The 25,894-nt window shown below is 74.4% G+C and carries 25 protein-coding genes; 11 read left to right on the top strand and 14 right to left on the bottom strand.

From position 1 onward, the window contains the following. Window positions 1-125: 125 nt before the first annotated feature. Both ACWDVG_RS20300 and ACWDVG_RS20295 read left to right on the top strand, forming a co-directional pair. Entirely contained in the window at window positions 126-1,004 is an 879-nt protein-coding gene (locus ACWDVG_RS20300; protein ID WP_451700666.1) for a GNAT family N-acetyltransferase, read from the top strand. Next, window positions 1,001-2,050 (top strand): lysophospholipid acyltransferase family protein, encoded by a 1,050-nt coding sequence (locus ACWDVG_RS20295; RefSeq protein WP_451700665.1) that lies wholly within the window; start codon window positions 1,001-1,003, stop codon window positions 2,048-2,050. The genes ACWDVG_RS20300 and ACWDVG_RS20295 overlap by 4 nt, the downstream gene beginning before the upstream one ends. On the opposite strand, the gene egtD is transcribed toward ACWDVG_RS20295, so the two are convergent. From egtD to egtA, 4 genes are read right to left on the bottom strand one after another with little or no spacing between them, the layout of a single operon-like run. Next, window positions 1,945-2,910 carry an L-histidine N(alpha)-methyltransferase gene (gene egtD / locus ACWDVG_RS20290; RefSeq protein WP_451700664.1) on the bottom strand — a complete coding sequence of 322 codons (966 nt, stop codon included), beginning with the start codon at window positions 2,908-2,910 and terminating at the stop codon, window positions 1,945-1,947. The two genes, ACWDVG_RS20295 and egtD, sit on opposite strands and share 106 nt — an antisense overlap. Next, window positions 2,907-3,659 (bottom strand): ergothioneine biosynthesis protein EgtC, encoded by a 753-nt coding sequence (egtC, locus tag ACWDVG_RS20285; RefSeq protein ID WP_451700663.1) that lies wholly within the window; start codon window positions 3,657-3,659, stop codon window positions 2,907-2,909. Before egtC ends, egtD begins: the two co-directional genes overlap by 4 nt. Next, window positions 3,659-5,059, bottom strand: coding sequence for an ergothioneine biosynthesis protein EgtB (gene egtB, locus ACWDVG_RS20280; RefSeq protein ID WP_451700662.1), 1,401 nt, complete (start codon window positions 5,057-5,059; stop codon window positions 3,659-3,661). The genes egtC and egtB overlap by 1 nt, the downstream gene beginning before the upstream one ends. Continuing rightward, a complete protein-coding gene (gene egtA / locus ACWDVG_RS20275; protein WP_451700661.1) occupies window positions 5,056-6,315 on the bottom strand; it encodes an ergothioneine biosynthesis glutamate--cysteine ligase EgtA in 1,260 nt (419 codons plus the stop codon). Before egtA ends, egtB begins: the two co-directional genes overlap by 4 nt. Before the next feature lie 242 nt (window positions 6,316-6,557). Here egtA and ACWDVG_RS20270 point away from each other — a divergent pair, with 242 nt between their 5' ends. After that, window positions 6,558-7,391 carry a TIGR02452 family protein gene (locus ACWDVG_RS20270; protein WP_451700660.1) on the top strand — a complete coding sequence of 278 codons (834 nt, stop codon included), beginning with the start codon at window positions 6,558-6,560 and terminating at the stop codon, window positions 7,389-7,391. A 142-nt stretch (window positions 7,392-7,533) separates the two neighbouring features. After that, a complete protein-coding gene (locus ACWDVG_RS20265; RefSeq protein ID WP_451700659.1) occupies window positions 7,534-7,707 on the top strand; it encodes a hypothetical protein in 174 nt (57 codons plus the stop codon). A gap of 97 nt (window positions 7,708-7,804) precedes the next feature. Here ACWDVG_RS20265 and ACWDVG_RS20260 read toward each other — a convergent pair whose 3' ends face one another. From ACWDVG_RS20260 to ACWDVG_RS20250, 3 genes are all read right to left on the bottom strand, one after another. After that, on the bottom strand, window positions 7,805-9,232 hold the full coding sequence (locus ACWDVG_RS20260) for a flotillin family protein (RefSeq protein WP_451700658.1): 1,428 nt from the start codon (window positions 9,230-9,232) through the stop codon (window positions 7,805-7,807). Window positions 9,233-9,314: 82 nt separating this feature from the next. Beyond that, window positions 9,315-9,518 carry a hypothetical protein gene (locus ACWDVG_RS20255; RefSeq protein ID WP_451700692.1) on the bottom strand — a complete coding sequence of 68 codons (204 nt, stop codon included), beginning with the start codon at window positions 9,516-9,518 and terminating at the stop codon, window positions 9,315-9,317. 111 nt (window positions 9,519-9,629) lie between these two features. After that, window positions 9,630-10,898: an MFS transporter gene (locus ACWDVG_RS20250; protein WP_451700657.1), complete on the bottom strand. Its 1,269-nt coding sequence runs from the start codon at window positions 10,896-10,898 to the stop codon at window positions 9,630-9,632. 128 nt (window positions 10,899-11,026) lie between these two features. Between ACWDVG_RS20250 and ACWDVG_RS20245 the strand changes: the two genes are divergently transcribed. Together ACWDVG_RS20245 and ACWDVG_RS20240 are read left to right on the top strand one after the other, a co-directional pair. Next, window positions 11,027-12,118, top strand: a complete 1,092-nt coding sequence (locus ACWDVG_RS20245) for a LacI family DNA-binding transcriptional regulator (protein ID WP_451700655.1) — start codon at window positions 11,027-11,029, stop codon at window positions 12,116-12,118. Between the two features lie 17 nt (window positions 12,119-12,135). Further along, the gene (locus ACWDVG_RS20240; RefSeq protein ID WP_451700654.1) at window positions 12,136-12,405 is read left to right on the top strand and encodes a hypothetical protein; all 270 of its coding nucleotides are present in this window, start codon (window positions 12,136-12,138) and stop codon (window positions 12,403-12,405) included. Between the two features lie 114 nt (window positions 12,406-12,519). On the opposite strand, the gene trxA is transcribed toward ACWDVG_RS20240, so the two are convergent. After that, on the bottom strand, window positions 12,520-12,888 hold the full coding sequence (gene trxA, locus ACWDVG_RS20235; protein ID WP_451700653.1) for a thioredoxin: 369 nt from the start codon (window positions 12,886-12,888) through the stop codon (window positions 12,520-12,522). Between the two features lie 114 nt (window positions 12,889-13,002). Between trxA and ACWDVG_RS20230 the strand changes: the two genes are divergently transcribed. Further along, window positions 13,003-14,529, top strand: coding sequence for a dihydrolipoyl dehydrogenase family protein (locus tag ACWDVG_RS20230; RefSeq protein ID WP_451700652.1), 1,527 nt, complete (start codon window positions 13,003-13,005; stop codon window positions 14,527-14,529). 7 nt (window positions 14,530-14,536) lie between these two features. Here ACWDVG_RS20230 and ACWDVG_RS20225 read toward each other — a convergent pair whose 3' ends face one another. Further along, the gene (locus ACWDVG_RS20225) at window positions 14,537-15,166 is read right to left on the bottom strand and encodes a TetR/AcrR family transcriptional regulator (protein WP_451700651.1); all 630 of its coding nucleotides are present in this window, start codon (window positions 15,164-15,166) and stop codon (window positions 14,537-14,539) included. 157 nt (window positions 15,167-15,323) lie between these two features. On the opposite strand from ACWDVG_RS20225, the gene ACWDVG_RS20220 reads away from it, so the two are divergent. Then, the gene (locus ACWDVG_RS20220) at window positions 15,324-16,766 is read left to right on the top strand and encodes a purine-cytosine permease family protein (protein WP_451700650.1); all 1,443 of its coding nucleotides are present in this window, start codon (window positions 15,324-15,326) and stop codon (window positions 16,764-16,766) included. A gap of 60 nt (window positions 16,767-16,826) precedes the next feature. After that, window positions 16,827-18,491, top strand: coding sequence for an amidohydrolase (locus tag ACWDVG_RS20215; protein ID WP_451700649.1), 1,665 nt, complete (start codon window positions 16,827-16,829; stop codon window positions 18,489-18,491). A 102-nt stretch (window positions 18,492-18,593) separates the two neighbouring features. Here ACWDVG_RS20215 and ACWDVG_RS20210 read toward each other — a convergent pair whose 3' ends face one another. From ACWDVG_RS20210 to ACWDVG_RS20200, 3 genes are all read right to left on the bottom strand, one after another. Beyond that, window positions 18,594-18,758 (bottom strand): DUF305 domain-containing protein, encoded by a 165-nt coding sequence (locus ACWDVG_RS20210; protein WP_451700648.1) that lies wholly within the window; start codon window positions 18,756-18,758, stop codon window positions 18,594-18,596. Next, a complete protein-coding gene (locus ACWDVG_RS20205) occupies window positions 18,743-19,015 on the bottom strand; it encodes a hypothetical protein (RefSeq protein ID WP_451700647.1) in 273 nt (90 codons plus the stop codon). The genes ACWDVG_RS20210 and ACWDVG_RS20205 overlap by 16 nt, the downstream gene beginning before the upstream one ends. Before the next feature lie 84 nt (window positions 19,016-19,099). Next, window positions 19,100-19,444, bottom strand: coding sequence for a tetratricopeptide repeat protein (locus tag ACWDVG_RS20200; protein WP_451700646.1), 345 nt, complete (start codon window positions 19,442-19,444; stop codon window positions 19,100-19,102). A gap of 110 nt (window positions 19,445-19,554) precedes the next feature. Between ACWDVG_RS20200 and ACWDVG_RS20195 the strand changes: the two genes are divergently transcribed. After that, window positions 19,555-20,520 carry a pirin family protein gene (locus tag ACWDVG_RS20195; protein ID WP_451700645.1) on the top strand — a complete coding sequence of 322 codons (966 nt, stop codon included), beginning with the start codon at window positions 19,555-19,557 and terminating at the stop codon, window positions 20,518-20,520. Window positions 20,521-20,637: 117 nt separating this feature from the next. On the opposite strand, the gene ACWDVG_RS20190 is transcribed toward ACWDVG_RS20195, so the two are convergent. After that, the gene (locus ACWDVG_RS20190; RefSeq protein ID WP_451700644.1) at window positions 20,638-20,934 is read right to left on the bottom strand and encodes an STAS domain-containing protein; all 297 of its coding nucleotides are present in this window, start codon (window positions 20,932-20,934) and stop codon (window positions 20,638-20,640) included. Then, window positions 20,931-25,106 (bottom strand): SpoIIE family protein phosphatase, encoded by a 4,176-nt coding sequence (locus ACWDVG_RS20185; RefSeq protein WP_451700691.1) that lies wholly within the window; start codon window positions 25,104-25,106, stop codon window positions 20,931-20,933. The genes ACWDVG_RS20190 and ACWDVG_RS20185 overlap by 4 nt, the downstream gene beginning before the upstream one ends. A gap of 399 nt (window positions 25,107-25,505) precedes the next feature. Between ACWDVG_RS20185 and ACWDVG_RS20180 the strand changes: the two genes are divergently transcribed. After that, the gene (locus ACWDVG_RS20180; RefSeq protein WP_451700643.1) at window positions 25,506-25,862 is read left to right on the top strand and encodes an STAS domain-containing protein; all 357 of its coding nucleotides are present in this window, start codon (window positions 25,506-25,508) and stop codon (window positions 25,860-25,862) included. Window positions 25,863-25,894 lie beyond the last annotated feature (32 nt).

Genomic DNA, 25,894 nt, shown 5'->3' with positions numbered 1-25,894 from the left:
CACCCGCGATCCGCCGGACGGTCACGTCGAATCCAGCCGGCGACGGAAGAAGTAGGGAGCCGGGTTCGCACCGCTCGCGGCCCGGCGCGGTTCCCCGCCTTTTCCGTACGCCGGAGGAGTCCCACATGCCCGCACCGTCGCCCGCGCCGGCCACCGCCCCCACGCCCGTCCCGGCCCGCCCTGCCCCCGCACCCGCCCCGGCCCGCCCTGCCCCCGCGCTCGTCCCGATCCTCTCCGTACCCGCCCGGCCCGGCCCCGGCGAGGCCGAACCGCTGCCCCGGTACGTCGTCGAGATCGCCGCCCACCAGGAGGACGTCCGCGCCGCCCAGCGGCTGCGCCACCTCGTCTTCGCCGGCGAGATGGGCGCCCGCCTCGACGGCCCCGAGCCGGGCCTCGACAGCGACGCCTTCGACGCGTACTGCGACCACCTGCTCGTACGCGAGGAGAGCACCGGCGAGGTCGTCGGCACCTACCGGATCCTGCCGCCCGAGCGGGCAGCGGTCGCCGGACGCCTCTACTCCGAGAGCGAGTTCGACCTCTCCCGCCTCGCCCCCCTGCGCCACGACCTCGTCGAGGTGGGCCGCTCCTGCGTCCACCCCGCCCACCGCAACGGCGCCGTCATCGCCCTCATCTGGGCCGGTCTCGCCCGCTACATGACCCGCACCGGCCACAACTGGCTCGCCGGCTGCTGCTCCCTCCCGCTCGCCGACGGCGGCGCGCTCGCCGCGGCCACCTGGGACACCGTCAAGGCGAAGCACCTCGCCCCCGAGGAGCACTGGGTCACCCCGCACAAGCTGTGGAACCCCGCCGGCGTCGCCCGGCCCGAGGGCCGCACCCCGCTGCCCCCGCTCCTGCGCGGCTACCTGCGGCTCGGCGCCCAGGTCTGCGGCGCGCCCGCCCACGACCCCGACTTCGGCGTCGCGGACCTCTTCGTCCTCCTCTCGCTGCGCCGCACCGACCCCCGCTACCTCCGCCACTTCCTGTCGCTCGTCCCCGCGCGGTGAACGGGCCCACGGCCCTCTCGCCGTGGCTCCCCACGGCGCCCTGCACCCCGGGCCGGTGCACCACCCACCCGGACCCCGACCCCGCAGCGCCCGACCCCACTGCGCCGGAACCCGGCACCCCCACGCCGGCCCTCCGGGCCCCCACGCCGGGAGTCCGTCCGGCGCGGGCCGTCGCCCGGCTCCTCGCCGGGCTCGGTGTCTTCCTCGTGGGGCTCCTCCTCGCCCCCGTCGCCGGGCTCCTCCCGGCGGCGGCCCGCCACGCCCTCGTACGCCGCTGGGTCCGCGCCGTCGTCCGCGCCTTCGGCGTGCGCGTCCGGTACGAGGCCGCGCCGGGGCGCCCGGCGACGGAGCCGGGCCTGGTCGTCGCCAACCACGTGTCCTGGCTCGACGTCCCGCTCCTCGCGGCCGTGCTGCCCGGCCGGATGGTCGCCAAGGCGGAGGTGCGCCGCTGGCCGGTCCTCGGGCCGGTCGCGGCGCTCGGCGGGACGCTCTTCATCGCCCGGGACCGGCTGCGGAGCCTGCCCGGTACGGTCGCCGCGATGGCCGGGGTCCTCGCCTCCGGCGGCCGGGTCGTCGTCTTCCCCGAGGGGTCGACGTGGTGCGGCCGCACCGGCGGCCGGTTCCGCCCCGCCCCGTTCCAGGCGGCTCTGGACAGCGGCCGCGACGTGCTCCCCGTACGGATCGACTACCGGCCCACGGACACGGCGGCGTACGTCGCGGACGACCCGCTCGCCGCCTCCCTCTGGCGGGTGGTCTCCGCGCGCCGCCTCACGGCCACCGTCCGGGTCCTCGACCCGCTGCCCGCCCACGCGCACACCGACCGCAGGTCACTGGCCGCCGCGGCGGAACGGGCCGTCGGGACGGGACAGGCCGCCGGGACAGGAGGGGCTGTCGGCGCAGGAGGGGCTGTCGGGACCGGACGGGCCACCACGGTCCCTGCTCAGCGGGCCGTCGCCAGCGACAGCGCGAACCGCCCCTTCTCGTCGGTCCACCAGTGCTCCAGCCCGAGGCCCGCCTCCGCCAGCTCCTCGCGGACGCCCTCCTGACGGAACTTCGCGGACACCTCCGTCCGCAGCTCCTCGCCCGCCGCGAACGGCACCACGAGATCCAGCTCCCGGATCTTCACGGCGAGCGCGTGCCGGGCCCGCAGCCGCATCTCGATCCACTCCCGCTCCGGGTCCCACACCGCCACGTGGTCGAAGTCGTCCGGATGCGCGTCCGCGCCCAGCTCCCGGTCGACGACGGCCAGCACGTTCTTGTTGAAGGCCGCCGTCACCCCGGCCGCGTCGTCGTACGCGGCCACCAGGGTCGCCTCGTCCTTCACCAGGTCCGTGCCGAGCAGCAGCGCGTCGCCCGGACTCAGCATCGCCCGCACCGAGCGCAGGAACGTCCGCCGCTCGCCGGGCAGGAGGTTCCCGATCGTGCCCCCGAGGAAGGCCACCAGGCGGGGCCCCGGCGTCCCCGGCAGCGCCAGGCCCCGCGTGAAGTCGGCGACCAGGGCGTGCACCCGCAGCTCCGGCCGCTCCGCGAGCAGCGACTCGGCCGCCCCCGTCAGCGCCGTCTCGCTCACGTCCACCGGCACGTAGCTGTCCAGGCCCGGCAGCAGGGCGTCGATCAGGAACCGGGTCTTCTCCGAGGAGCCCGAGCCGAGCTCCACCAGGGTCCTGGCGCCGGTCACGGCGGCGATCTCCGGCGCCCGGGCGGCGAGGATCTCCCGCTCCGCCCGCGTCGGGTAGTACTCGGGCAGCCGGGTGATCTCCTCGAACAGCTCGCTGCCCCGGGCGTCGTAGAACCACTTCGGCGGCAGCGTCTTGGGGGAGCGGGTCAGCCCGTGCAGGACGTCGGCGCGCAGGTCCGCGTCCGCGGCGTCGGGGGCGAGGGTGCGGGTCAGCTGGAACGGGCTCACGCGGAGGGCTCCTTGAGCGGGGTGAGGGTGACGTCGGCGCGGGTCGCGACGACGAGCGTGTGCTCGGGCACGCGCCGCCACCGCGGATCGTCGTCGTACGGCTCCGAGGCCACGACCGCGCGGCCCGGGACGGCCAGGTACGAGAGGCTGTCGCCCCAGGCGGTGGCCGCGATCGTGGAGCCGTCGGTCAGCAGCAGGTTCAGCCGGGCGTCGGGGACCGCCTCGGCGGCCTCCCGCACGGTGGCGGCGAGGGCGTCGCCCGGTGCGTCCCCGGCCCGCAGCCGGTGCAGCACCAGGGCCCACAGCAACGCCGAGTCGGTCCGCGCCTCCAGGGCCAGCAGCTCCCCGGCCGGCAGCGTCGCCGCCAGGGAGACCAGCGGCTGCGGCCACCCCGGCACGGCGCCGTTGTGGCTGAACAGCCAGGGCCCGGCGGAGAAGGGCGCGGCGGCGGCCTCCCCGTCGGCCCCCGGCAGCGTGGCGCTGCGGACGGCGCCGAGCAGGGCCCCGGTCCGTACCACCCGGGCGAGGTCCGTGAACGTCAGGTCGCCCCAGATCGGCCCCGCCCTGCGGTAGCGGGCCGGGACCGGGTCGCCCTCCGCGTACCAGCCGACGCCGAAGCCGTCGGCGTTCACGATCCCGCTCGCCTGCGTGAGCGGCGCCCAGGACTGGTGCACCAGGCTGTGATCCGGCCGGACCAGCAGCTCGCCCAGCGTCACCGGCTCGCCCGCATAGGCGAGGTGACGGCACATCAGTCGAGCTCCGCGCAGCGCGCCGTGCGGAAGCCGGAGAAGATCTGGCGCCGCACCGGCAGGTCCCAGTTGCGGAAGGTGCCCCGGCAGGCCACCGGGTCCACCGCGAACGACCCTCCCCGCAGCACCTTGTGCGCGGGACCGAAGAAGACCTCCGAGTACTCCCGGTACGGGAAGGCCCGGAAGCCCGGGTACGGCAGGAAGTCGCTCGCCGTCCACTCCCACACGTCGCCGATCAGCTGCCGTACGCCGAGGGGCGAGGCGCCCTCCGGGTAGCTGCCGACGGGCGCGGGCCGCAGGTGCCGCTGCCCGAGGTTGGCGTGCTCGGGGCCCGGGTCGGCGTCGCCCCACGGATAGCGGCGGGACCGGCCGGTCGCCGGGTCGTGGCGGGCGGCCTTCTCCCACTCGGCCTCCGTGGGCAGCCGCCGGCCCGCCCAGCGCGCGTACGCGTCGGCCTCGTACCAGCTCACGTGCAGCACCGGCTCGTCCTCCGGCACCGGCTCGGTCACCCCGAACCGGCGGCGCAGCCACTGCCCGCCGTCGCGGCGCCAGAACAGCGGCGCCCCGATGCCGTGCTCCCGGATCTGCTCCCAGCCCTCGGGCCGCCACCAGCGCCGGTCCGTGTACCCGCCGTCGGCGATGAACGCCTGGTACGCCCCGTTGGTGACCGGCACCGTGTCGATGTGGAAGGCGGGGACGACCCGGTGGTGCGCCGGGCGTTCGTTGTCGAGCGCCCACGGCTCGTCCGAGGTGCCCATCGTGAACGGCCCGCCGGGCACGAGGACTTCGGCGGCGAGCGGCCCGCCCGACCGCGCCGCCGGGGGCGGCGGAGCCGTCAGCGCCGCCGGTCCCCTGCGCAGCTGATGGGTGATCAGCATCGTCTCGTCGTGCTGCTGCTCGTGCTGGGCGATCATCCCGAACGCGAAGGCCGCGTCCACCAGCGGGCGCCCCTCCAGCGGGGCGCTCTCCAGTACGTCGAGCACCCGCGTCCGTACGTCGGCGGCGTAGGCCCGCGCCTCGCCCGGCGCGAGCAGCGGCAGCGACGGGCGGCTCGCCCGCGGGTGCTCGAACGCGTCGTACAGCGAGTCGATCTCGGGCCGCAGCGCCTCCCCGCCCGCCACCGCCCGCCACAACCACTGCTCCTCCTGGTTCCCGATGTGCGCCAGGTCCCAGACGAGCGGCGACATCAACGGGGAGTGCTGAGCGGTGAGCTCGCCGTCGTCCACGCAGGAGGTCAGCAGCGCGGTGCGGGCCCGCGCCACGGTCAGGGCGTCGAGGGCGCGGGACCGCAGCGCCTCCGGATCGAGCCCGGGCGCCGTTGCCGCCTCGGTCTCCGTCGCCGTCCGCGCCTCGGTCTCCGACTCGGTCTGCGTCCCGGTCCGCGTCCCGGTCTCCGTCATGACGTCACCACCTGGAGTTCGTCGGCCGGGGTGCTCCCGGCGGTCACGTACCGTTCGTGATAGGCGGCCACCGCGCGGCACACCTCGGGGCTCGCGCCGATCCGGGGCAGCGCCTCCCGCGCCGCCTCGAAGACGGTCCCGGCCGCCGCGCGCAGCACCGGATCGGTGAGCCCGTCGCGGGCCGCCGCCACCCACAGCGGATTGCGCGGCGCGGGATCGGGGCCCGCCCACTCGGCCAGCGGCTTCACCGCCCGGTAGATGGTCTCCGCCGCCCACGCGTCGTCGAACACCGCCGTGGTCACCGCGACCGGCACCATCCAGCCGTCCAGGCCCGGCTGCGCGTCGATCATCCGCAGCTCCAGGTGTCCCCGTGGCCGTACCGGCGGGAACAGCGTCGTCACGTGGTAGCGCAGGTCCTCCTCCGTGGCCGGCCGGGGGCCCCCGGTGCGGAGCCAGTCGCGGAACGTCAGCCCCTCCGGCACCGCCCACGGACCGTCGTCGGACCGCACGCACAGCACCGGCGTGTCCAGCGCGTGCGCGGCCCACCCGGCGCGCGGCTCGCCGTCCGTCGGCGGCGCGAGCGTGCGGACCGGGTCGAGGTCCGCCCACAGGGACTGCCGGGTCGAGCGCCAGCCGGTGCGGCGCCCTCCGTGCTGCGGGGAGTTGGCGAAGGCCGCCACCAGCACCGCGCCGAGCAGGTGCGCGAGCTGCCACCGCCGGTGCAGACCGAGCGGTCCCGGCTCCTCGTATCCGGCGTCGAGGCAGACCTGCACGGACGCCGAGTCGCACATCATGGCCCGCCCGGCGGGCCCGTTCCGGTCGAGGGCGGTCTCCATCGCGTCGTACCGCGGCTCCAGCAGCACCCGCTCGTGGCGCGCGTTCCAGGGGTCGACCCCGTAGCCGCTGAGGGTCAGGCCGAGCGGGCCGAGCGCCGCCCGGACGGCGCGCAGATCGGCGGCGAGCGAGTCGAGGCACTCCATGAGGGAGCCGGCCGGACGCGAGCTGAGCTCCAGCTGCCCGCCGGGTTCGAAGGTGAGGGCCGACACCAGCGGCAGCGTCCGTACGGTGTCGAGGGCCGCCGCGACCCGGGACGGCCGGACGGGGGTGCGCGGGTCCCGCAGATCGTGCACGAGCCACTCCAGCTCGGCGCCGACCGTACGGGGCGGGCCGGTCTTGAAGCAGATGCACCGCAGCAGGTCCTCCGCCTCCTCCTCGGTGAGGGGCGGGCCGCCACGCGGTATGCCGCTCGACGACATCCGTGCACCTCCTGTGTCCTCGGGGACGGGTTCCGGAAAGCCGCTGCTTCCACCTAAAGCCACCGCCGGGCGGCGTGCAAGAGCGCCTCGGCGGCCCCGGGCGCGCCCCGTGTGCCCCGCCGGTGCCTCCGCCGGGCCGGAATCCGGCGGTCGCCGGCCGGGTGGCCGCCCGTCTGCCGGGGCGCCGCCCGCCGCGGAAAACCCTTTGTCCCGCCCCGGGGGAAACGATCATGCTGGTCCGTATGAGTGCACGACTGCGCGAGATCGCGCGGCAGACCGAGGAGATCGTGGCCCGGGGCGGCTACCGGACCCCCGACGGCGGAGCCGTCTCGTTCGCGGACGACCTGGCGGCGGCCCTGGCCGGAACCCGCCTGTACGGCCCCGGGCCCGTACCCGTCGCCCCCGACACCGACCGTACGACCACGCTCGAGGTCACCGGCGAGAGCAGCCTCGCCGCCGCCCGGCGCATGGTCACCGCCGACCCCACCCGGCCGGTCGCCGTCCTCACCTTCGCCTCGGCCCGCAACCCCGGCGGCGGCTACCTCAACGGCGCCCAGGCCCAGGAGGAGGCGCTCTGCCGCTCCTCCGCGCTGTACGTGACGCTGCTGCGCGCCCCCGACTACTACGAGCACCACCGCGCCCAGCGGGACACCCTCTACACCGACCGCGTCATCCACTCGCCCCGCGTGCCGGTCTTCCGCGACGACCGCGGGGCGCTGCTCGCCGAGCCCTTCACCGTCGGCTTCCTCACCTCGCCCGCGCCGAACGCGGGCGCGGTGCGCCGCAACACCCCCGAACTCGCCGACCGGATCCCGGCCGCCCTCGCCGCCCGCGCCGAACGGGTCCTGGAGACCGCGGCCGCGTGCGGCTACCGCCGGCTCGTCCTGGGGGCCTGGGGCTGCGGCGTCTTCCGAAACGACCCGGCCGTCGTCGCCGGGGCCTTCCTGGACCACCTCACGGGGGCCGGACGCTTCGCCGGGCACTTCGACGAGGTCGTCTTCGGCGTCCTCGACCGGGCCGCGGACAGCCCGACCCGCGCCGCGTTCACGCGCGCCCTGGAGGGCGTCCCGCGCTGACGTGCGGGCCCCGGTGCGGGCCTCCGGGGGCGCGCGCCGAGCGCGCCGCCCTGATCGACAAGACACCCCCCGGCCCCCGTGCGAGGCTGAGGGGACGAGGCGGACCCACCCCCGCCCGAGTCCCGTCACGGGAGGCGCGATCGTGAGCAAGAAACAGACGCGGGTGAACAAGGGCGCCCGCACCGGCGGCCACGAGCACCGTACGGCGTCGGCCGCCAAGGAGAAGGCATCCGGAGCCGCGCCCGCCCACGAGGCTCCGAGGTCCGTCATCGAGCAGCCGTCCCACCGCAAGCAACCCCGGTTCGGCCACAACTGAGGCTGAGGGCAGGGGAGTTCACCGGACATGATCGGGGCCCGGCGCCGTCGTGGCGCCGGGCCCCGCCCCGTACCGAAGCTCCGTTCCGTACCCCTTCCTACGCGTCGCCGACCGCGATCTCCGTGCCCGCTTCGGGCGACCGGGGAGCGGGCGGCGGTACCGCGCCGAGCCGTTCGACGTCGAGACGTTCGGTGCCGTCCTGGTTCATCGTCGCCAGGAGGCGGCGAGCCAGACCCAGACCGGTGCCGCCCATCGTCAGGGCCTTGGCGAACACGTCCGCCATGCCGTCGGCGCCGTTCAGGAGCACCATCTGGTCGACGTTGCCGAACGCCGAGGCGCCCGCGGCGACGATCTCCGGCCAGTTCTCGGCCAGCTGCTGTGCGACCACCGCCTCCTGGTTCTCCGCGAGCGCCGCCGCCCGCGCCTTGATCGCCTCGGCCTCGGCCAGGCCCTTCGCCCGGGTCGCCTCGGCCACCGCCAGACCCTTGGCGTGCGCCGCCGCGGCCTCCGCCTCACCGGTGAGCCGGGTCGCCGTCGCCATCGCCGCGCTCGCCAGCTCGGTCTCCTTCGCCTCGGCCTCGGCCGCCGAGATCCGGGCGTCGCGCTCGGCGGCGGCCAGCGTCCGGGTCTCGTACGCCGCCGCGTCGGCGGGCTTGCGGACCTCCGCCTGGAGCTGCTGCTCCTTGCGCAGGCCCTCCAGTTCGGCGACGCGGGTCTCCTGGACGACGACCTCCTGACGGGAGGCGGCATCGGCCAGCGGGCCGGCCTGCCGGGCCCGCGCGGACGCCTGGTCCCGCTCGGCCTGGTAGCCCGCCTGGAGGATCTCGCTGTCGCGGGTCGCCTCCGACATACGCGCCGCGGCCTGCTGCTCGGCCTCGGTCGCCCGCCGGTTCGCCTCGGCCTGCGCGATCCGCGCGTCCCGCTGGACGGCGGCCGCGTGCGGGGCGGCCAGGTTCTTGATGTACCCGGTCGGGTCCTCGATCTCGTGGATCTGCAGCGAGTCGACGATCAGGCCGAGCTTCTCCATCTCCGTGCCACAGGCCGAACGGGCCTGTCCGGTCAGCTTCTCCCGGTCACGGATCATGTCCTCCACGGTCAACCCGCCGACGATGGCGCGGAGATGACCGGCGAAGACGATGTGCACGCGCTCGCTCATCAGCTTCTGCTGGTCCAGGAAGCGGCGGGCGGCGTTGGCGATCGACACGAAGTCGTCGCCCACCTTGAAGATCACCACGCCCCGCACCTTGAGCGGAATGCCCTGGTGGGTGACGCATTCGACGGACAGCTGGGTCTCGTTGAGGTCGAGCGAGAGCTTGCGCACCGCCTGGACGCCCGGCACGACGAGCGTGCCGCGGCCCGTGACGATGCGGAACCCCATGCCGTCGCCGAGGCCCTCGTTCTTGTGGTTGGAGCCGGAGATGATCAGCGCCTCGTTGGGTTCCGCGACGCGCCACATCAGTTTGAACAGACCGATCAGGACGACGAGCGCACCGAGAACGGCGCCCGCCAACAAGCCGATGCCCATGGGCCGGATCCCCCTTCACCGGAACCGTGCGGGTCCGGTGAAGGGAGTGTGCGCCCGGCGGGGGCGCGACTCAACGGTCCGGTCAACCGTCGTACGCGGCTGTGACATAGACGGTGCGCGGAGGGAGATGTTCCATGACCATCACCACCGTGCCGACCTCGATCCGCTCCTTCGGCGAGGCGGCGTACGCGAGGAAGTGCTCGGCCCCGCCTCTGATCCGGACGATCACCTCACCGACGAGACCGGGCCCGACGGTGCCGGTGACCCGGCCGGGCAGTCCCACCATCGAGGATTCCATCGACGTGTCGTCCATGCCTGAACGGTACGTCAGATCCCTTACGCGGGTGCGGTTCCGTCACCGCCTCCACCTCCGCCTCCGCCTCCGCCACCTTCACCGTCACCGTACGGAGCGGATGGGCCGAACGGCGAGCGCGCCGAGCACCGACAGCGCGGCGGCGAAGACGAACAGCGCGGTGTAGCCGCCGCTCAGGGAGACGATGACCGAGGCCACGAAGGGGGCGACGATCTGCGGCCCGGCGTTGGCGATGTTGAGGACGCCCATGTCACGGGCCGCGTCCTCCGCGGCCGGCAGCACCATGGTCACCAGGGCCGTGTCGACGGCCATGTAGCAGCCGAAACCGAGTCCGTTGAGGACGGCGAAGAGCAGCATCGCGGTCCAGCTCGTCGATACGGCCGGGACGAGGAGCGCGAGTGCGGCGAGTGCGGCGGAGGCGCCGACGAACAGCTTGCGCCGGTCGTGGCGGTCGGAGAGCCAGCCGCCGAGCACGGTCGAGACCACCATGGCGACCGCACCGACCGGGGTGAGGACCGCCACGGCCTCCTCGGCCGTGAGCCCGGTCGGCAGCTCGGTCCTGTCCTGGACGATGTACAGCTGGAATCCGGCCACCGCGAAGTAGCCGAGGACGAGCAGCGCCCGGCCGATGAAGGCCCACCGGAAGTCGTGGTCCCCGAGCGCGCTGCCGAAGGCGGCGATCTGCCGACGCAGGGGCGCCGGGGCCTTCGGGGGCATGCGCTCCTCGCGGGCGCAGGCGGTGAACAGGACGGCGGTGACGGCGACGAGCGCGCCGAAGACGAGGTAACCGGTGCGGTAGTCCTCCGAGAAGGCCGCGCCGACGAGCGCGCCGACGGTGGAACCGACCGGCAGTCCGAGGCCGACGGCCGCCGAGGCCCTGCCCCGCGAGGCGAGGGGGACGCGGTCGGGGACGACGGAGGTCAGCGCCGCCTGGTAGACGTTCATGACCGCCTGCCCGAGGCACCAGGCGATGACGATCAGCAGGATCGTGTGCACCGATCCGAGCAGCAGCATCACGGGCAGGGCGAGCAGACCACCCGCGAGGATCCACGGGTTCCGACGGCCCGAGCGGTCGGAGAGGGCGCCGGCGACCGGGTTGAAGACGGTGGCGAAGATCGCCGACACACCGGAGACGAGACCGAGGTTCGCCACCTTCTCGGCCGGGTCCACCGACTCGACCTGGAGCGCGAGGAGCACGCCCGCCACGCCGATGTACAGCGCGTACATCGTGGTGTTCCCGGCGAGGAGCAGCGGCAGCAGGCCCCGCGTCGGCCGTGCCGCGGAGAGGGCGCCGGGGGAGCCGGGGGAGCCCGGCGAACCGGACGCGCCGGTGCCGCGGGAGGAAAGGGCCACGGTGCCCTCCTGGGGGAGTCGGGTGACACGATTGACACGTGTCAGTTCGGGTGTGAGCACTGTGTAGCACCCGATTCCGGCCATCCGCCAGACCTCGTACCGGACCGTTCTGGAAAGATGCCGGAGCGATGAGCCAGCCAACCGAGCCCCCCGCCGACCCCGCGACGCCCGCCGACCCCGCGCCCGCCGAGGCACCGCGCGCCGCCTCCGCCGGGCGCCCCGCAGGGCGGGCCGTGCCCACCAGCGCCGACGTCGCCCGCCTCGCGGGCGTCTCCCGGGCCACCGTCAGCTACGTCCTGAACAACACCGCGGCCGTCCGCATCAGCGAACCCACCCGACGCCGGGTCCGCGAGGCGGCCGAGGAGCTCGGATACGTCCCCCACGCGGCCGCCCGCAGTCTGCGCGCCGGCCACAGCCGCATGGTCCTGCTTCCCGCCTCGCACGTACCGGTAGGGCCCCTCTACAGCCGGTTCCTCGACGACCTCCAGGGGGCGCTGCGCCGACTCGACTACACGGTCGTGCAGTACGCCAGCGCCGGCCTCGACGCCGACGGGGCCGCCCGTGCCTGGGCCGAGCTGCGCCCCGTCGCCGTCGTCTCCCTCGGCGGCGTCCAGCTCACCGCGCAGGGCGTCGAGATCCTCAAGCGCTCGGGCGCCCGCGCCGTCGTCACCCTCGGCAGCGCGCGGGTCGCGGGGGCCCACACCCTCCTCTGGGACCAGAGCCGGGTCGGCGAGGTCGCCGCCGCGCACCTCGTCGGGACCGGGCGGCGCCGCATCGGCGTCGTCATGCCGGAGGAGCCGGGCCTCGCGATGTTCTCCGGGCCCCGGCTCGACGGGGCCCGCCGCGCCGCCGAGGGCGTCGGGGCCGAGGTCGTACCCCTGCCGCTCCGGTACGACGAGGAGTCGGCGGAGGCGCTCGCCGCGCGCTGGCGGGACCTGCGTCTGGACGCCGTCTTCGCGTACAACGACGAGTACGCGATGCTCCTCATGCGCGCCCTGCAGGACGCGGGGATCGGCGTCCCGGACGAGACGGCCGTCATCGGCGCCGACGACCTGCTCCTCGGGCGGCTGCTGCGGCCCCGGCTCAGCACCGTCAGCATCGACATGGTCCTCGGCCGGGAGCTCGCCGACCTGGTCGACCGGGCCGTCCGGGAGCCCGACGCCCCCACCGTGTCCCGCTCGCTGCTCGCCTCGCGGGTCGTCCGGCGGGAGTCCGGCTGACCGCTTAGCGTCGGTCCATGAGCACTGTCGTGAAGCGTTTCGAGATCCTCCTGGTCCCCGAGCACGTCGAGGACCGCGGCGGCGCGTCCGTCGCGGACAGCGCCGTCCGCACGGCGGTCGTCGAGGCGACCGGCCGACGCGGCGAGTCGGGCTATCCGATCTACGAGGGGCACGGCGTCGTCGCCGACATCGACCCGGAGACGCACACGGTCGAGGCCCTGCTCGTCGACGGACGCGAACTCGACCTCGGCCTCACGGCCCTGGCCCGCCCGGCGGCCCGCGCCTGAACCCCGGCGCGACGCCCGAGCCCCCGCGCCTCCCGACCGCACGTCACGTCCCGGTCGTACGCGAAAGGGGTACGGGACCCGGTCCCGTACCCCTCCGTCCGCGGCGGACCGGGCTCACTGCGCCTGTCGCTGCGCCTCCACGGCCTTGCGCACCTCGTCCATGTCCAGCTTGCGCGCCTGCCCGATCACGTCCTCCAGCGCGGCCTCCGGCAGCGCACCCGGCTGCGCGAACACGGCCACGTTGTCCCGGACGATCATCAGGGTCGGGATGGACCGGATCTCGAAGGCGGCCGCCAGCTCCTGCTGCGCCTCCGTGTCGACCTTCGCGAAGACGAGGTCCTGGTGGCGCTCCGACGCTGCTTCGAAGACCGGGGCGAACTGACGGCACGGGCCGCACCAGGAAGCCCAGAAGTCGATGAGGACGAACTCGTTCCCGCTCACGACCTCGTCGAAGTTGTCCTTGGTGAGCTCTACGGTGCTCATGCCGCCTGCCTTTCACGGTCTCCGGTGGTGTCCTCACGGTCCCCTGGGGACTCGCCCGGCACAACGGCGTATCGAGCCGCGCTATTCCGGGCCGCTGCCACCAGACTGGGAACCATGACACGAACGGTGGAGCAGGGGCCCGGAGAAGGCCACGAGCAGGCGGAGACCCGGGAGCAGGTCCGGAGGCAAGGGCAGGGGCAAGGGGGCCATCACGGACGTACGCACGACTACGACGTCGTGGTGATCGGCGCGGGCCCGGTGGGCGAGAACGTCGTCGACCGGGTGCGCGCGGCCGGGCTGAGCGCCGCGATCGTCGAGAGCGAGCTGATCGGCGGCGAGTGCTCGTACTGGGCCTGCATGCCCAGCAAGGCGCTGCTCCGCCCCGCCCTCGCCCGCTCCGACGCGCGCAAGGTCCCCGGCCTGCGCGAGGCGGTGTACGGGCCGCTCGACGCGATGGAGGTCCTCGCCCACCGGGACGCCACCGTCGGCCACTGGAAGGACGACGGCCAGGTGGACTGGCTGGATTCCATCGGCGTACGGGTCCACCGCGGCCACGGCCGGCTGAGCGGCCCCCGCCGCGTCACCGTCACCGGACCCGAGGGCGAGCACCACGTGCTCACCGCCCGGCACGCCGTCGCCGTGTGCACGGGCAGCCGCGCCGTCCTCCCCGACCTCCCGGGCCTCGCCGGAGCCCGCCCCTGGACGAGCCGGGAGGCGACCAGCTCCGACCGCGTGCCGGAACGGCTCGTGGTGGTCGGCGGCGGCGTCGTCGGCGTGGAGATGGCCACCGCCTGGCAGGCCCTCGGCGCGCACGTGACGATGCTCGTACGGGGCGGGGGGCTGCTGCCGCGCATGGAGCCGTTCGTCGGCGAGCGGGTCGCCGAGGCCCTCACGGCGCGCGGCGCCGACGTCCGTACCGGCGTCTCGGTCTCCGCGGTGGTACGCGACGGGGGCACGGGGCCGGTCACCGTGGTCCTGGAGGGCGGCGACCACGTCGAGGGCGACGAGGTGCTGTTCGCCACCGGACGGGCCCCGCGCACCGAGGACCTCGGCCTGGAGACCGTGGGCCTCGCCCCCGGCTCGTGGCTCGACGTCGACGACAGCCTGAGGGTCTCCGGGACCGACTGGCTGTACGCCGTCGGCGACGTCAACCACCGAGCCCTGCTCACCCACCAGGGCAAGTACCAGGCGCGGATCGCGGGCGCCGCCATCGCGGCCCGCGCGGACGGCTCCCCGCTCCTGGACACCGCCCCGTGGGGCGCGCACGCGGCCACCGCGGACCACGCCGCCGTCCCGCAGGTCGTCTTCTGCGACCCCGAGGCGGCGGCCGTGGGCCTCTCGCTCGCCGAGGCCGAGCGCGCCGGACACCGGGTCAGGGCCGTCGACCTCGACATGCGGCAGGTCGCGGGCGCGGGGCTGTACGCCCAGGGGTACCGCGGCCAGGCCCGGATGGTCGTCGACCTCGAACGGGAGGTCCTCCTCGGCGTCACCTTCGTGGGGCCGGGCATCGGCGAGCTGCTCCACTCGGCGACCGTCGCGGTCGCCGGCGAGGTGCCCATCGCCCGCCTCTGGCACGCGGTGCCGTCCTACCCGACGCTGAGCGAGGCCTGGCTGCGCCTCCTGGAGGCCTACCGAGGATGACGGTCCGTCAACTCGACCCACTCGCAGGGGAGTCGTAAGGCGGGACCAGGATGCGCGCGGCGGCGCGGGCGGCGTCCAGGGCCGGCCGGGGATCCCGGCCGGCCTCCTGTCCGATGACCACCCGCGTGCTCAACCCGTCGAGGAGCGCCAGGAGTTCGGAAGCGCGGGCCGGAACGTCCGCCGGGGCGAAGCGCTTCCGCGCGACGCCCGCCGAGAGCAGCGCCTCCAGGTCCCGCTGCCAGCCCCGGTCCAGTTCGTCCTGGGCCTCGCGGAGCGCGGCGTTCCCGGGCGTGCGGGCCCACAGTTCGATCCAGAGGGTCCAGCGCGGATCGCGCGGCTCGCGCGGCAGGTACAGGCGCAGGAAGAGGTCGAGCTTCCGCTCGGCGGTGATCCGCCGGGCCAGGAGCTCCTTCCGCTCCTCTGCGAGCCGCCCCTCGCTCCAGCGGAGGGCGGCGAGGAGCAGCAGGTCCTTGCTGCCGAAGTAGTACAGGATGTGGCCGCCGCTCGTGCCGAGCCGTTCCGCCAGCGCCGCCATGGTGAGCGAGGCGAGACCGTCCTCGGCGATGGCCGCCGTCGCCTCCTCCAGCATCCGCTCCCGCGTGACGTTCCCGTCGCGCCGTCGTGCCGCGCCTGCCACCGTCGCCCGCCCCGTCCTGTCCGTCCGTACCGCCGTGTTCCGACCTTAACCGCAACCCCCGGGGGTCTTGACGCGGCCGGAACTCGTCACCCATCTTGAATGCCATTCAAGAACTTAGAACGGCATTCAAGATGTCGTCGGCAGGCAGGAGCGCGATGTGCGCGAACGAGAGACGCCGCCCGTGACCCCGAGCGCGGACCGCGACCAGGTCTTCAAGGTCGAGGAGCACGGCATCGACCCCATCCCCGACGCCGAACGGCACGGCGGCGCCAAGGACGTCTTCTGGCTCTGGTTCGGCTCGAACCTCACCTTCACCTACGTCATCAACGGCGCCCTCGCCGTCGCCTTCGGGCTCTCCTTCTGGCAGGCCACCGCCGTCGTCGTCCTCGGCGGGCTCGCGTTCCTCGCCATCGGCGCGGCCGGGCTCGGCGGCGTGCGCACCGGCACCGCCACCCTCGTCCTCTCCCGCGCCGCCTTCGGCGTCCGCGGCAACTGGCCCGCCGGACTGCTCAACTGGATCGTCAGCATCGGCTACACCGTCGTGAACACGGTCGTCGGCACCCTCGCCCTGGAAGCGTTCCTCGCCGACCTCGGCTGGAGCGGCGGGCACGCCCCGCGGGCCCTCGCCCTCGCCGTCACCCTCGCGCTGACCTTCGCCGTCGCCCTCTGGGGCCACGCCACCGTCCAGTTCGCCGAGCGCTGGATGGCGTACGTCCTCGCCGTCGGCTTCGCGGTCCTGCTCGTCCTCGTCCTGCCCGGTGCCGACACCTCCGCCCCCGCCGCCGCGCCCGGGGTCTCCGGCTGGAGCCTCGCCTTCGTCGTGATGCTCGCGGGCCCCTTCTCGTACGTCCCGATGCCCGCCGACTACACCCGCTACCTGCCCCGCACCACCCCCCTCCGCTCCGTCACGCTCAGCGGCGCGCTCGGCGGCTTCCTCTCCTCCGTCGCCCTCGGCGTCGCCGGCGTGGCCGCCGCGACCCAGGCCGACCTGACCGACGCCGTCGCCGGCACCGAGAACCTGCTCCCCGGTTGGTTCCAGCCGCTCTTCCTGGCCCTCGTCCTCGGCGGCTCCGTCACCAACTCGATCATCACCCTCTACTCGTCGAGCCTGAACCTCCAGGTCCTCGGCATTCCCTGGAGCCGCGCCCGCGCCATCCTCATCAGCGCCTCCGTCACGGCCGCCGGCTCCCTCGGCGCCCTCTTCCTCACCGACTTCACCACCTCCCTCCTCTCCTTCCTCTCCCTCCTGATCATCGTCTTCGCCCCCTGGGGCGGGGTCTTCCTCGCCGACATGGTGCTGCGCCGCTGCCGGTACGACACCCGGGCCCTGCACTCCGGCGCGCACGGGGCCTACTGGTACCGGGCCGGGTACCACCCCGCGGGCGTGACCGCGCTGCTCGCCGGGATGCTCTTCTCCGCCCTCACCTGCGACTCCGCGCTCTGGACGGGCCCCCTCGTCGGCCCGCTCGGCGGCGCCGACCTCACCCTGCTCGGCGCCCCCGTCGCCGCCCTCGTGTACGTGCTCCTCGCCCGCGGCCGCACGGCGACACCGGCCGCCACCACCACCGCGCCACCCGAGCCGGCCCCGGCCGCGCCGTAGCCGTCACACCACCCCGTCCCCCTCTCCCTCGCCCTCTCCCTCTCCCTGGAGTTCGCCGCAATGCCCCGCACCGCCCCCGGCGCCGACCTGCTCCTCACCGGCGCCCGCATCCACACCGTCGACCCCCGCCTGCCCGAGGCCGAGGCCCTCGCCGTCCGGGACGGCCGCATCGCCTGGATCGGCTCCGACGCCGACGCGGCCGCGTGGGCGGGCCCCGGCACCCGGGTCCTGCACGGCGAGGGCCGCCTCGTGCTGCCCGGCTTCGTCGACGCCCACAACCACGTCCGTCTCGGCTCCGACGACGCCTGCGTCCAACTCGCGGGCGCCCGCACCCTCGACGCGATCCACGACCGCATCCGCGCCTGGCGCACCGCCCACCCGGAGGCCGACTGGATCGAGGCCGAGGCGTTCGACTACTCCGCCGTACCCGGCGGCCGGATGCCCACCGCCGCCGACCTCGACCCCGCCACCGGCGACACCCCTGCCCTCGTCCTCAGCTACGACGTCCACACCGCCTGGCTCAACACCGCGGCCCTCCGCCGCCTCGGTGTCGACCGCGACCACACCGACCTGCCCTTCGGGCGCGCCGTCACCGACCCCGCCACCGGCGAGCCCACCGGATTCGTCAAGGACTTCGCCGTCAAGGGCCTCTCCCGCGACGGCCACCGCGCGCTGCGCGCCCTCGGTGTGCCCTGGGCCTCGCCCGACCGCCAGTACGGGCGCCTCGCCAAGAGCCTCGACGACGCGATCGGCTTCGGCATCACCACCGTCGTCGAACCCCAGAACTCCCTCGACGACCTCGCTCTCTTCGAGCGCGCCCGCGCCGAGGGCCGCCTGCGCTCCCGCGTCGTGGCCGCGCTCTTCCACCCGCGCGGGACCACCGACGCCGACCTCGACGACTTCGCGGCGGCCGCCGCGACGTACGCCGACGACCGGCTGCGCGTCGGACCCCTCAAGCTCTACATCGACGACGTCGTCGAGCCCCGCACCGCCGCGCTCCTGGAGCCGTACGCCGGCTGCGGGCACCACCGCGGCGACACCTTCTACCCGCCGGAGGAGTTCGCCGAGCTGCTCACCCGGCTCGACGCCCGCGGCTTCCAGTGCTTCGTCCACGCCACCGGAGACCGGGGCATCCGCACCGTCCTCGACGCCGTCGAGCGGGCCCGCGCCGTGAACGGCGCCCGGGACGCCCGCCACCAGATCGTCCACGTCGAGTGCCTCGACCCGGACGACACCCCGCGCTTCGCCGCGCTCGGCGTCGTCGCCTGCATGCAGCCGCGCCACGCCGCCCCCGACATCGCGGGACCCGGCCAGGACTGGGCCGAGAACATCGGCCCCGACCGCTGGCACAAGGCCTGGCCCCTGCGCAGCCTGCACGCCGCGGGCGCGGTCCTGGCGCTCTCCAGCGACTGGAACGTGGCCGAGATGGACCCCATGGTCGGCATCCACGCGGCCGTCACGCGACGGCCGGTGGACGGCGGGGAGCCCTGGACGGAGGCGGAGACGATCGACGTCGCCACCGCCGTCGAGGGCTACACGATGGGCTCCGCCCACGCCAACTTCCTGGAGGAGGAGAGGGGCTCCCTCACCGTCGGCAAGCTCGCGGACCTCGTGGTGCTGTCCCGGGACATCCTCCGCGTCGACCCCGCCGAGATCCCCGGGACGGTGGCGGAGACGGTCGTCGTCGGCGGCGAGGTCGTCGTGGAGCGCCGCGCGGGGAAGTGAACCGGTCGGCGGCCCGCCCGTGCACGTACAGGTGCCCCTGCACGTGCGGGCGGGCCGCCGGCAAATCGGGTCACCGGCCGACAGCCGGTGACCCCGGACCCCTCAGAGTCGGTCGAGGATCTTCCGCAACCGGTCGATCTCGGCGGACTGGGTCCGCACGACGTCGTCGGCGAGCCGCTTGGCGGCGGCGTCACGGCCGTCCGTCCGCTCCTCCTCCGCCATGGTGACGGCGCCCTCGTGGTGGGCGATCATCAGCTCGCCACGCACAGGGTGGTCATGTCCATCCCCGTACCGGAGTCGTGCGACGTGCCGTCCGGCGTGCCCGTGGCGCCGGCGGTGTCACCGCCCGAGTGACCGCTCCCGTGGTGTGCCTGGGACACGGAGGAGGGCGTACCGCCCTCGGAGCCGGCGGGGTGGCCGGTGGAATGCATCATGAACACGCCGAGCGCGAGCACGACGACGAGCAGGAGGTGCGCGAGGGCACCTCCCGCTCGACCGTCGCCGCTCGCCCGGCGTGCACGCATGATCAGGACCTCCAGAGCCCCGACCATACCGTGGAGGGGTATCGGATCCGTGTAAGGAGACGGTCCCGGCCCGGTGCCCGGACCTCAGACGGGCAGCTCGCCGGCCATCGCCGCGGCCATCCGCAGGTGCGGCGCCGCCTCGCCCGCCCGGCCCTGCCGCTCCAGGGTGCGGCCCAGCATCAGCCGGGCGTACTGCTCGACGGGGTCGCGCTCCAGGATCTCCCGCAGCTCGGTCTCGGCCCGGGAGAGCTGGGCGGAGTGGTAGTAGGCCCGCGCCAGCAGCAGCCGCTGGGCCGTCTGCTCCGGGTGCTCGGCGACGAGGCCGCGCAGGATGCGGACGGCGGTGCCGTACTCCTTGGCGTCGAAGAACAGCCGCGCGCGGTCCCAGCGCTCGCCCGCCGTTCCGAACTCGTAGTACGTGTCGCTCACTTGCGCTCCCTTTCCGGAGGACCGGATCTGCCACCCTGTGGGGTGGTCGATCGCCTCAACACGGCTGACTGGTTGAACATTCCACATTCCATTGCAAGGGGTTGAGCGTCATGAGCAATCTGGACCGTCAGGCCTCCCTGACCGTCTGCGGCGGCCGCGGCTTCGTCGTCGCCGAACCCGTGCGAGAACTCCTCAGCCCCCGCCACGTCCGGCTCGGCGAGTCGACCGAGGTCCGGCGCCTCCTCCCCAACCTCGGCCGCCGGATGGTCGGCGCCTGGGTCTTCGTCGACCACTACGGTCCCGACGACATCGCCGACGAGCCCGGCATGCAGGTGCCGCCCCACCCCCACACGGGCCTGCAGACCGTCAGCTGGCTCCACGAGGGGGAGGTGCTCCACCGCGACTCCACCGGCAGTCTCCAGACCATCCGCCCCCGCGAGCTCGGCCTCATGACCTCCGGCCGCGCCATCTCCCACTCCGAGGAGAGCCCCCGCCCGCACGCGCGCTTCCTGCACGGCGCCCAGCTCTGGGTCGCGCTCCCCGACGCCCACCGCCACGTCGAGCCCCACTTCGAGCACCACGCCGGGCTGCCCCGCGTCACCGCCCCGGGCCTGACCGCCACGGTCCTCCTCGGCGACCTCGACGGAGCGGCCTCGCCCGGCACCACGTACACCCCGATCGTCGGCGCCGACCTCACCCTCGCCGCGGGCGCGGAGGCGCGCCTCCCGCTGGACCCCGACTTCGAGTACGCGGTCCTCGCCATGTCGGGCGAGGCCCACGTCGACGGCGTCCCGGTCCTCCCCGGCTCGATGCTCTACCTCGGCTGCGGCCGCACCGAACTGCCCCTGCGGGCCGCCTCCGACGCCGGCCTGATGCTCCTCGGCGGCGAACCCTTCGAGGAGGAGATCGTCATGTGGTGGAACTTCGTCGGTCGCACGGACGCCGAAATCCGCAAGGCCCGCGAGGACTGGATGACCACCGACCGCTTCGGTGAGGTGAAGGGCTACGACGGCGACCGCCTGGCCGCTCCCGAGGTCCCCGTCACCCACCTCAAGGCCCGGGGTCGGGTGCGCTGAGCCGGATCGCCGCCTGGGCAGGACCCTCTTCCTGAGGGCGGACGTGCCGGGGGGCGCACGACCGGGCCGTCCTCCTCGCAGAGGTGCCCGACGACGGTGACCTCGCCTGCCGTGCGCTCAGGCGTCGGTTTGGTGGACGGTGGTGAGTTCCGCGAGGCCGGAGATCGTCAGGACGGGAGTGAGCAGCGGGGGCGCGACGAGATCGACGCGGTGAGCGTGGGCGAACAGCACGCTCAGGGCCGCGCTGTCGAGGTACTCGACCTTCGTGAGGTCGACGACGAGCCGGCCCGGCAGGGCGTCCAGGGCGGCAGCGAGGGCGTCGGCGTTGCTCATGTCGATCTCGCCGACCGCACTCAGGACCCGGGTGCCGTCCGCCCGGCGGCCGGGGGTGAGGGTGAGCGGTGTCGTGGTCATGGGGCGATCCTCGTGCGCATGTCGACGGTGGTGCCGGCCGGGCCGGGGGTGAGGGTGACGTCTTGCATCAGGGCCCGCATGAGGGTCACTCCGCGGCCGCGATGGGGGTGGGACCCGGGATCGGGTCGTTTCCAGCGGCCCGTGTCCTCGACACTGAGTCGCAGCTCGCCGCCGAGGGCATCGGCACGCAGGCGCACGGCGCCGCCGGGGGAGTCCCGGTGGCCGTGCTCGATCGCGTTGGCGCACGCCTCCCCGGCCGCGACGAGGGCGCTCTGGACCGTCCGCGGAGGCAGGTCGCACCGGTCGAGCCAGCCACGGAGGGCCCGGCGCACCGTCGCGAGCTGCTCCGATGCCGCGGGGAACGTCACGTCGAGGGGGGCGGGATGGCGGCAGAGCAGGAGGGCGACGTCGTCGTCGTAACCGTCCGCCGGAGCCAGCCGGGTCATGAGGTCGCCGGCCAGGACGTCGAGTTCCGTGTCGCGGCCGTCCCGCAGGACGCGGCCCGCTTCGGCGATGCCGTGGACGAGGGAGGCGCGACGGCGTTCGACCAGGCCGTCCGTGTAGAGCAGCAGCGTGCCGCGGCCCGGCACGGTGCACGAGCCGGTCGGGCGTTCCTTCCCCGGGGCGACGGCGAGGGGCGTGGAGCGGCCGTCCTCCAGCAGGACCGTGGTGCCGTCGGGGTGGGTGAGGACACCGGGCGGATGTCCGGCGCTGGAATAGACCAGGTGTCCGGTCCTGTCGTCGAGCACGCCGCAGAACACCGTGGTGCACAGCGCGCCGGGAACGTCGACGGCGAAGTGGTCGAGCGCCATGAGGACCCCGGCCGGGTCCGGGTTCCGCAGGAGCAGGGCCCGGCAGGCGCTGCGGAGCTGACCCATGACCGCGGCGGCTTCCAGTCCGCGGCCGACGCAGTCCCCGACGACGATGCCGATGCGTCCGTCGGGCAGCGGCACGGTGTCGTACCAGTCGCCGCCCACTTCGAGGGGCCGGACGGCCGGTTCGTAGCGCACGGCGAAACCGTCGGGGAGCCGGGAGGGGCCGAGTACGGCCCGCTGCAGAGCGAGTGCGGTCTCCCGCTGCTGGTCGATCAGGCGGGCGCGGGTCAGCGCCTGTGCCAGACGGCCGGCCAGCAAGGACAGCAGCAGCCCGTCCTCGTCGCCGAAGGGGCGCCCGTGACCGAGGTCGATCCGGAGGACGAGGGCGCCGTCGGGGTGCTCCAGGAGGACGGCGGCGCCGGCGTCGTCCACGACCGGCGCGAGCGCGGGCCGCCCGCGCAGCCCGGTCAGCAGCTGTCGCTCCTCGGCGGGGAGCCGGTCCCACGTCACCGGCGCACCCGCCACGGTCAGTTCGGGCCGGTCCCCGTCCGTGAAGACGGCGGCCGTCGCCCGGCGCGCACGCCACAGGCTCCGCAGTTCGTCCAGCGCCCCGGCGAGTGCCTCGGACGTGCTGTCGGCCTCCGACAGCCGGGCGCCGAAGGCGGCCAGGGCGCTGTCACGCTGAACCGCATGGTGCTCGGCGGTGACATCGCGGAAGGTGCCCACGACGACGCGCCGACCGGTGTCGGGGTCCTGGGCACGGACCACGGCGGCGCTCACCCAGACCCGCCGTCCGTCCCGGTGGGTGAGGGGGACGGTGAAGGAGCCCTTCGTCGTCCGGGTCAACCGGTCGAAGGACTCCTCGACCTGCCGGCGGGCTTCCGGGTCGAGCCGGGGGTCGGGCCACCACGGAGGGACGGGCGCGTACGGCAGCCCCTCGGGACCGTAACCGAGGATGTCGGTGAAGGCGGCGTTGATCTCGACGACGCCGCCCGTCTCGTCGCAGACGAAGAAGCCTTCCTGGAGGCTGTCCACGAGAGCGGTGCGCCAGCGAGCCTGGTGGTTGCGGAGCCGGGCGAGTTGCACGGTGGCGCGCAACCGGGCGAGGAGTTCGACGGCCGCGAAGGGCTTGACGAGGTAGTCGTCGGAGCCGGCCCGCAGGCCCTCGACGGAGGCTTCCTGACCGGCCCGGGCGGAGAGCAGCAGGACGGGGACGGTGGCGGTGCGGGGGTCGGCGCGCAGCGCGGTCACGAGCGCCAGCCCGTCCAGGCGGGGCATCATCACGTCGCTGACCACCACGTCGGGCACCTGGGCACGGACCGCGGCGAGGGCCTCCTGCCCGTCGGACACACCCCGCACCTCGTAACCGGCGCCCGACAACAGACGGGTGAGGTACTCGCGCATGTCCGCGTTGTCGTCGGCGACGAGGACCCTCGTCGCGACCGCCGGGACGGATCGTCCACTCGCCTCGAGGGCGGCACCGGTCCGCGTTCCCGTCGCCGTACCGCTCCCCGAACCGCTTGCGGCGAGGGCCGCACCGCTCCCGCCCCCCGCGTCGACCGGTTTCGGGGCCGTCTCGCCGGGCAGCCAGCGCAGTGCCTCCTGCAGGTACGGTTCGGCCGTGCCACCCCCCTCGGCCGGCGTGGTCGCGGGCACCACCGCGTCGGCCGGCAGGTGTGCGGTGCCGAACGGCAGACGGATCGTGAACCGGGTGCCCTCGCCCTCGGCGGACTCGGCGGTGATGGTGCCGCCGTGCAGTCCGACCAGCTCCCGGACCAGGGCGAGCCCGATGCCGCTGCCCTCACCGGAGCGCGCGCGGGCGTTCTCCACGCGGTGGAAGCGCTCGAAGAGCCGTGGGACCTCGTGGGCGGGCACCCCGGTGCCGGTGTCGGTGACCGTCACCACCGCCTCCGTGCGCTCCGAGCGCACGGACACGCCGATCGTCCCCTCGAAGGTGAACTTCAGTGCGTTGGACAGCAGGTTGAGGATCACCTTCTCCCACATGCCGCGGTCCACGTACACCGGGGCTTCCAGAGCCCGGCAGTCCACCACCAGGTCGAGGCCCGCCCTGTCGATGGCGGAACGGAACACCCCGGCAAGGTCGGCGGTGGCCGTGGCGAGGTCCACGGGCTCGTAGCGTCCTCCCATGCGACCGGCCTCGATCTGGGAGAAGTCGAGCAGGTCGTTGACCAGCCTGCCCATGCGGAGCCCGTTGCGGTGGATGACGTCGAGTTCGTCGCGCACCGCGGGACCGGCGTCCGCCAGTCGGGTGCGCAGCTCCTCCACCGGGCCCGTGATCAGGGTCAACGGGGTGCGGAGCTCGTGGCTGATGTTGGAGAAGAAGGCGGTCTTGGCACGGTCGAGTTCGGCGAGCTCCTCGGCCCTTCGCTGCTGTGCCCGATAGCTGCGAGCACGGGAGATGCCGGCTGCGATGTGCCCCGCCACGAGTTCGACGAAGCCCCGGTAGTCCTCGTCCAGCGGCCGGTAGCGGTTCAGGGCGGCCACCAGGAAGCCGTACGGGGCGGTGCCCTGGCCCAGCAGGGGCACGATCAGAGCGCGGGTCGGCGGCTCGGACCAGGCGCCGCCCGGCAGCGCCCCGTACGCCGCACCGTCCAGGGCCACCAGCGCGGTCTCCTGCCGGGCGGGCGCCTGCGTCGGCCACGGGGCCGACGCGTCGCCGGCCGCCAGCATGTCGGGGACGGCGGGATGCCCGGCGGCGATGCCGGTGCTCGCCGCCAGCCGGGCCGAGCCGTCCTCTTGGAAGAGGTACGTGAGGGTGAACGGCAGGTCCTCGGCGTTGTGCTCCAGCTGTCGGCTCGCGAAGGCCACCAGTTCCTGCTCCGTCAGGAGGGCGCGGGAGTCCGAGCCCAGGTCCCGCAACGTGCTCATGCGGCGCTCGGCGATGACGCGGTCGGTCTCCTCGCTGACGACGCACAGCACGCCGACGACCTGGCCGTCCTCGTCGCGGAGCGGACTGTACGAGAAGGTGTGGTAGCTCTCCTCCGGGAACCCGGAGCGCTGCAGGAACAACAACAGCGCCTCGTCCCACGTGGCACTGCCGGCGAGGACGCTCTCGATCCGTGGACGGACGTCCTCCCAGACCTCCTGCCAGACTTCCCGCACCGGCCGGCCGAGCGCCCACGGGTACTTGCGCCCGAGCGTGTCGCGCCGGTAGGCGGCATTGCAGAAGAACGTCAGTTCCGGCCCCCACGCCATCCACATCGAGAAGCGGGACGACAGCAGGATGCTCACGGCGGTGCGCAGACTCTGCGGCCAGCTCTCCAGGGGACCCAGTGGAGTGGCCGCCCAGTCCACCGCCGCGAGATCAGGGCCGATCTCCTGGTCGGCGGCGAACACCTCGGGCACGCCCGTCCCCGTCGTACGGGGCCCCCGGCCCTCACGCTCGCCCACTGACCGCCCTCTCGTTCCCGTGCTCGGGCACCCCGCCCGTGACGACGGGTCCCCGGCCCCATCGCCTGCGACCGTCCGCTCCGGTCACCGGCCAGCACGCCCGCGCCCCGCGGGTACCCGCCTGATCCGTAGGATAGACCTGCCCCCGCGCCCCCGGGCGTGGGCGCCCGGCCCGTGGGGCCAGGGAGCGCGCGGGCCGACCAACCGATTCACCTCGGGTCGGCGGCCGGTGACACATGTTCCGCCGAGCCGCGGAGAGGCGAAGGGTCCAGGGACGACGTCCTGCTCCGTACGCCCCGCACACCGACCGACGAACCGTACGCCCCCAGCCGCACAGGAGAACCGGTGGACGATCGCACCCTCACCATCAGCCCCCAGAACACCGCCCCGGGCGCCACCGTCCTGGTCGTGGACGGCGAGCTCGACCATCACACCGCCCCGCTCCTCGCCGGCTTCCTCGGCGAGGAGGTGTTCGTCCCGGACGCCCGCGTCGTACTCGACCTGACCGCCCTCACCTACTGCGACTCCACCGGCGTGACCGTCCTCGTCAGTGCCTACCAGAAGGCACACGCGGCGCAGTGCGTCCTGGCCCTCGCCGGGGTGAACGACGACTTGTCCCGGGTCTTCGGGATCATGGGCCTGGACCAGGTCTTCACCCTCGTGCCCACGGTCGCGGACGCGCTGGGCCCCGCACGGCCCTGATCGCGCAAGGAACGAGTCGGCCCGCCGGATCG

It is taken from the genome of Streptomyces sp. NPDC003327 (assembly GCF_053589515.1).
This window is presented reverse-complemented; position numbering and strand designations above follow the sequence as displayed.

Bases quoted from the DNA above. Each gene is read 5' to 3' on its own strand.
- ACWDVG_RS20300 (WP_451700666.1), top strand. From the start codon at position 126: ATGCCCGCACCGTCGCCCGCGCCGGCCACCGCCCCCACGCCCGTCCCG.
- egtC (WP_451700663.1), bottom strand. From the start codon at position 3,659: ATGTGCCGTCACCTCGCCTATGCGGGCGAGCCGGTGACGCTGGGCGAG.
- egtB (WP_451700662.1), bottom strand. From the start codon at position 5,059: ATGACGGAGACCGGGACGCGGACCGGGACGCAGACCGAGTCGGAGACC.
- egtA (WP_451700661.1), bottom strand. From the start codon at position 6,315: ATGTCGTCGAGCGGCATACCGCGTGGCGGCCCGCCCCTCACCGAGGAG.
- ACWDVG_RS20270 (WP_451700660.1), top strand. From the start codon at position 6,558: ATGAGTGCACGACTGCGCGAGATCGCGCGGCAGACCGAGGAGATCGTG.
- ACWDVG_RS20260 (WP_451700658.1), bottom strand. From the start codon at position 9,232: ATGGGCATCGGCTTGTTGGCGGGCGCCGTTCTCGGTGCGCTCGTCGTC.
- ACWDVG_RS20255 (WP_451700692.1), bottom strand. From the start codon at position 9,518: ATGGTGGGACTGCCCGGCCGGGTCACCGGCACCGTCGGGCCCGGTCTC.
- ACWDVG_RS20245 (WP_451700655.1), top strand. From the start codon at position 11,027: ATGAGCCAGCCAACCGAGCCCCCCGCCGACCCCGCGACGCCCGCCGAC.
- ACWDVG_RS20240 (WP_451700654.1), top strand. From the start codon at position 12,136: ATGAGCACTGTCGTGAAGCGTTTCGAGATCCTCCTGGTCCCCGAGCAC.
- trxA (WP_451700653.1), bottom strand. From the start codon at position 12,888: ATGAGCACCGTAGAGCTCACCAAGGACAACTTCGACGAGGTCGTGAGC.
- ACWDVG_RS20230 (WP_451700652.1), top strand. From the start codon at position 13,003: ATGACACGAACGGTGGAGCAGGGGCCCGGAGAAGGCCACGAGCAGGCG.
- ACWDVG_RS20215 (WP_451700649.1), top strand. From the start codon at position 16,827: ATGCCCCGCACCGCCCCCGGCGCCGACCTGCTCCTCACCGGCGCCCGC.
- ACWDVG_RS20205 (WP_451700647.1), bottom strand. From the start codon at position 19,015: ATGCGTGCACGCCGGGCGAGCGGCGACGGTCGAGCGGGAGGTGCCCTC.
- ACWDVG_RS20195 (WP_451700645.1), top strand. From the start codon at position 19,555: ATGAGCAATCTGGACCGTCAGGCCTCCCTGACCGTCTGCGGCGGCCGC.
- ACWDVG_RS20190 (WP_451700644.1), bottom strand. From the start codon at position 20,934: ATGACCACGACACCGCTCACCCTCACCCCCGGCCGCCGGGCGGACGGC.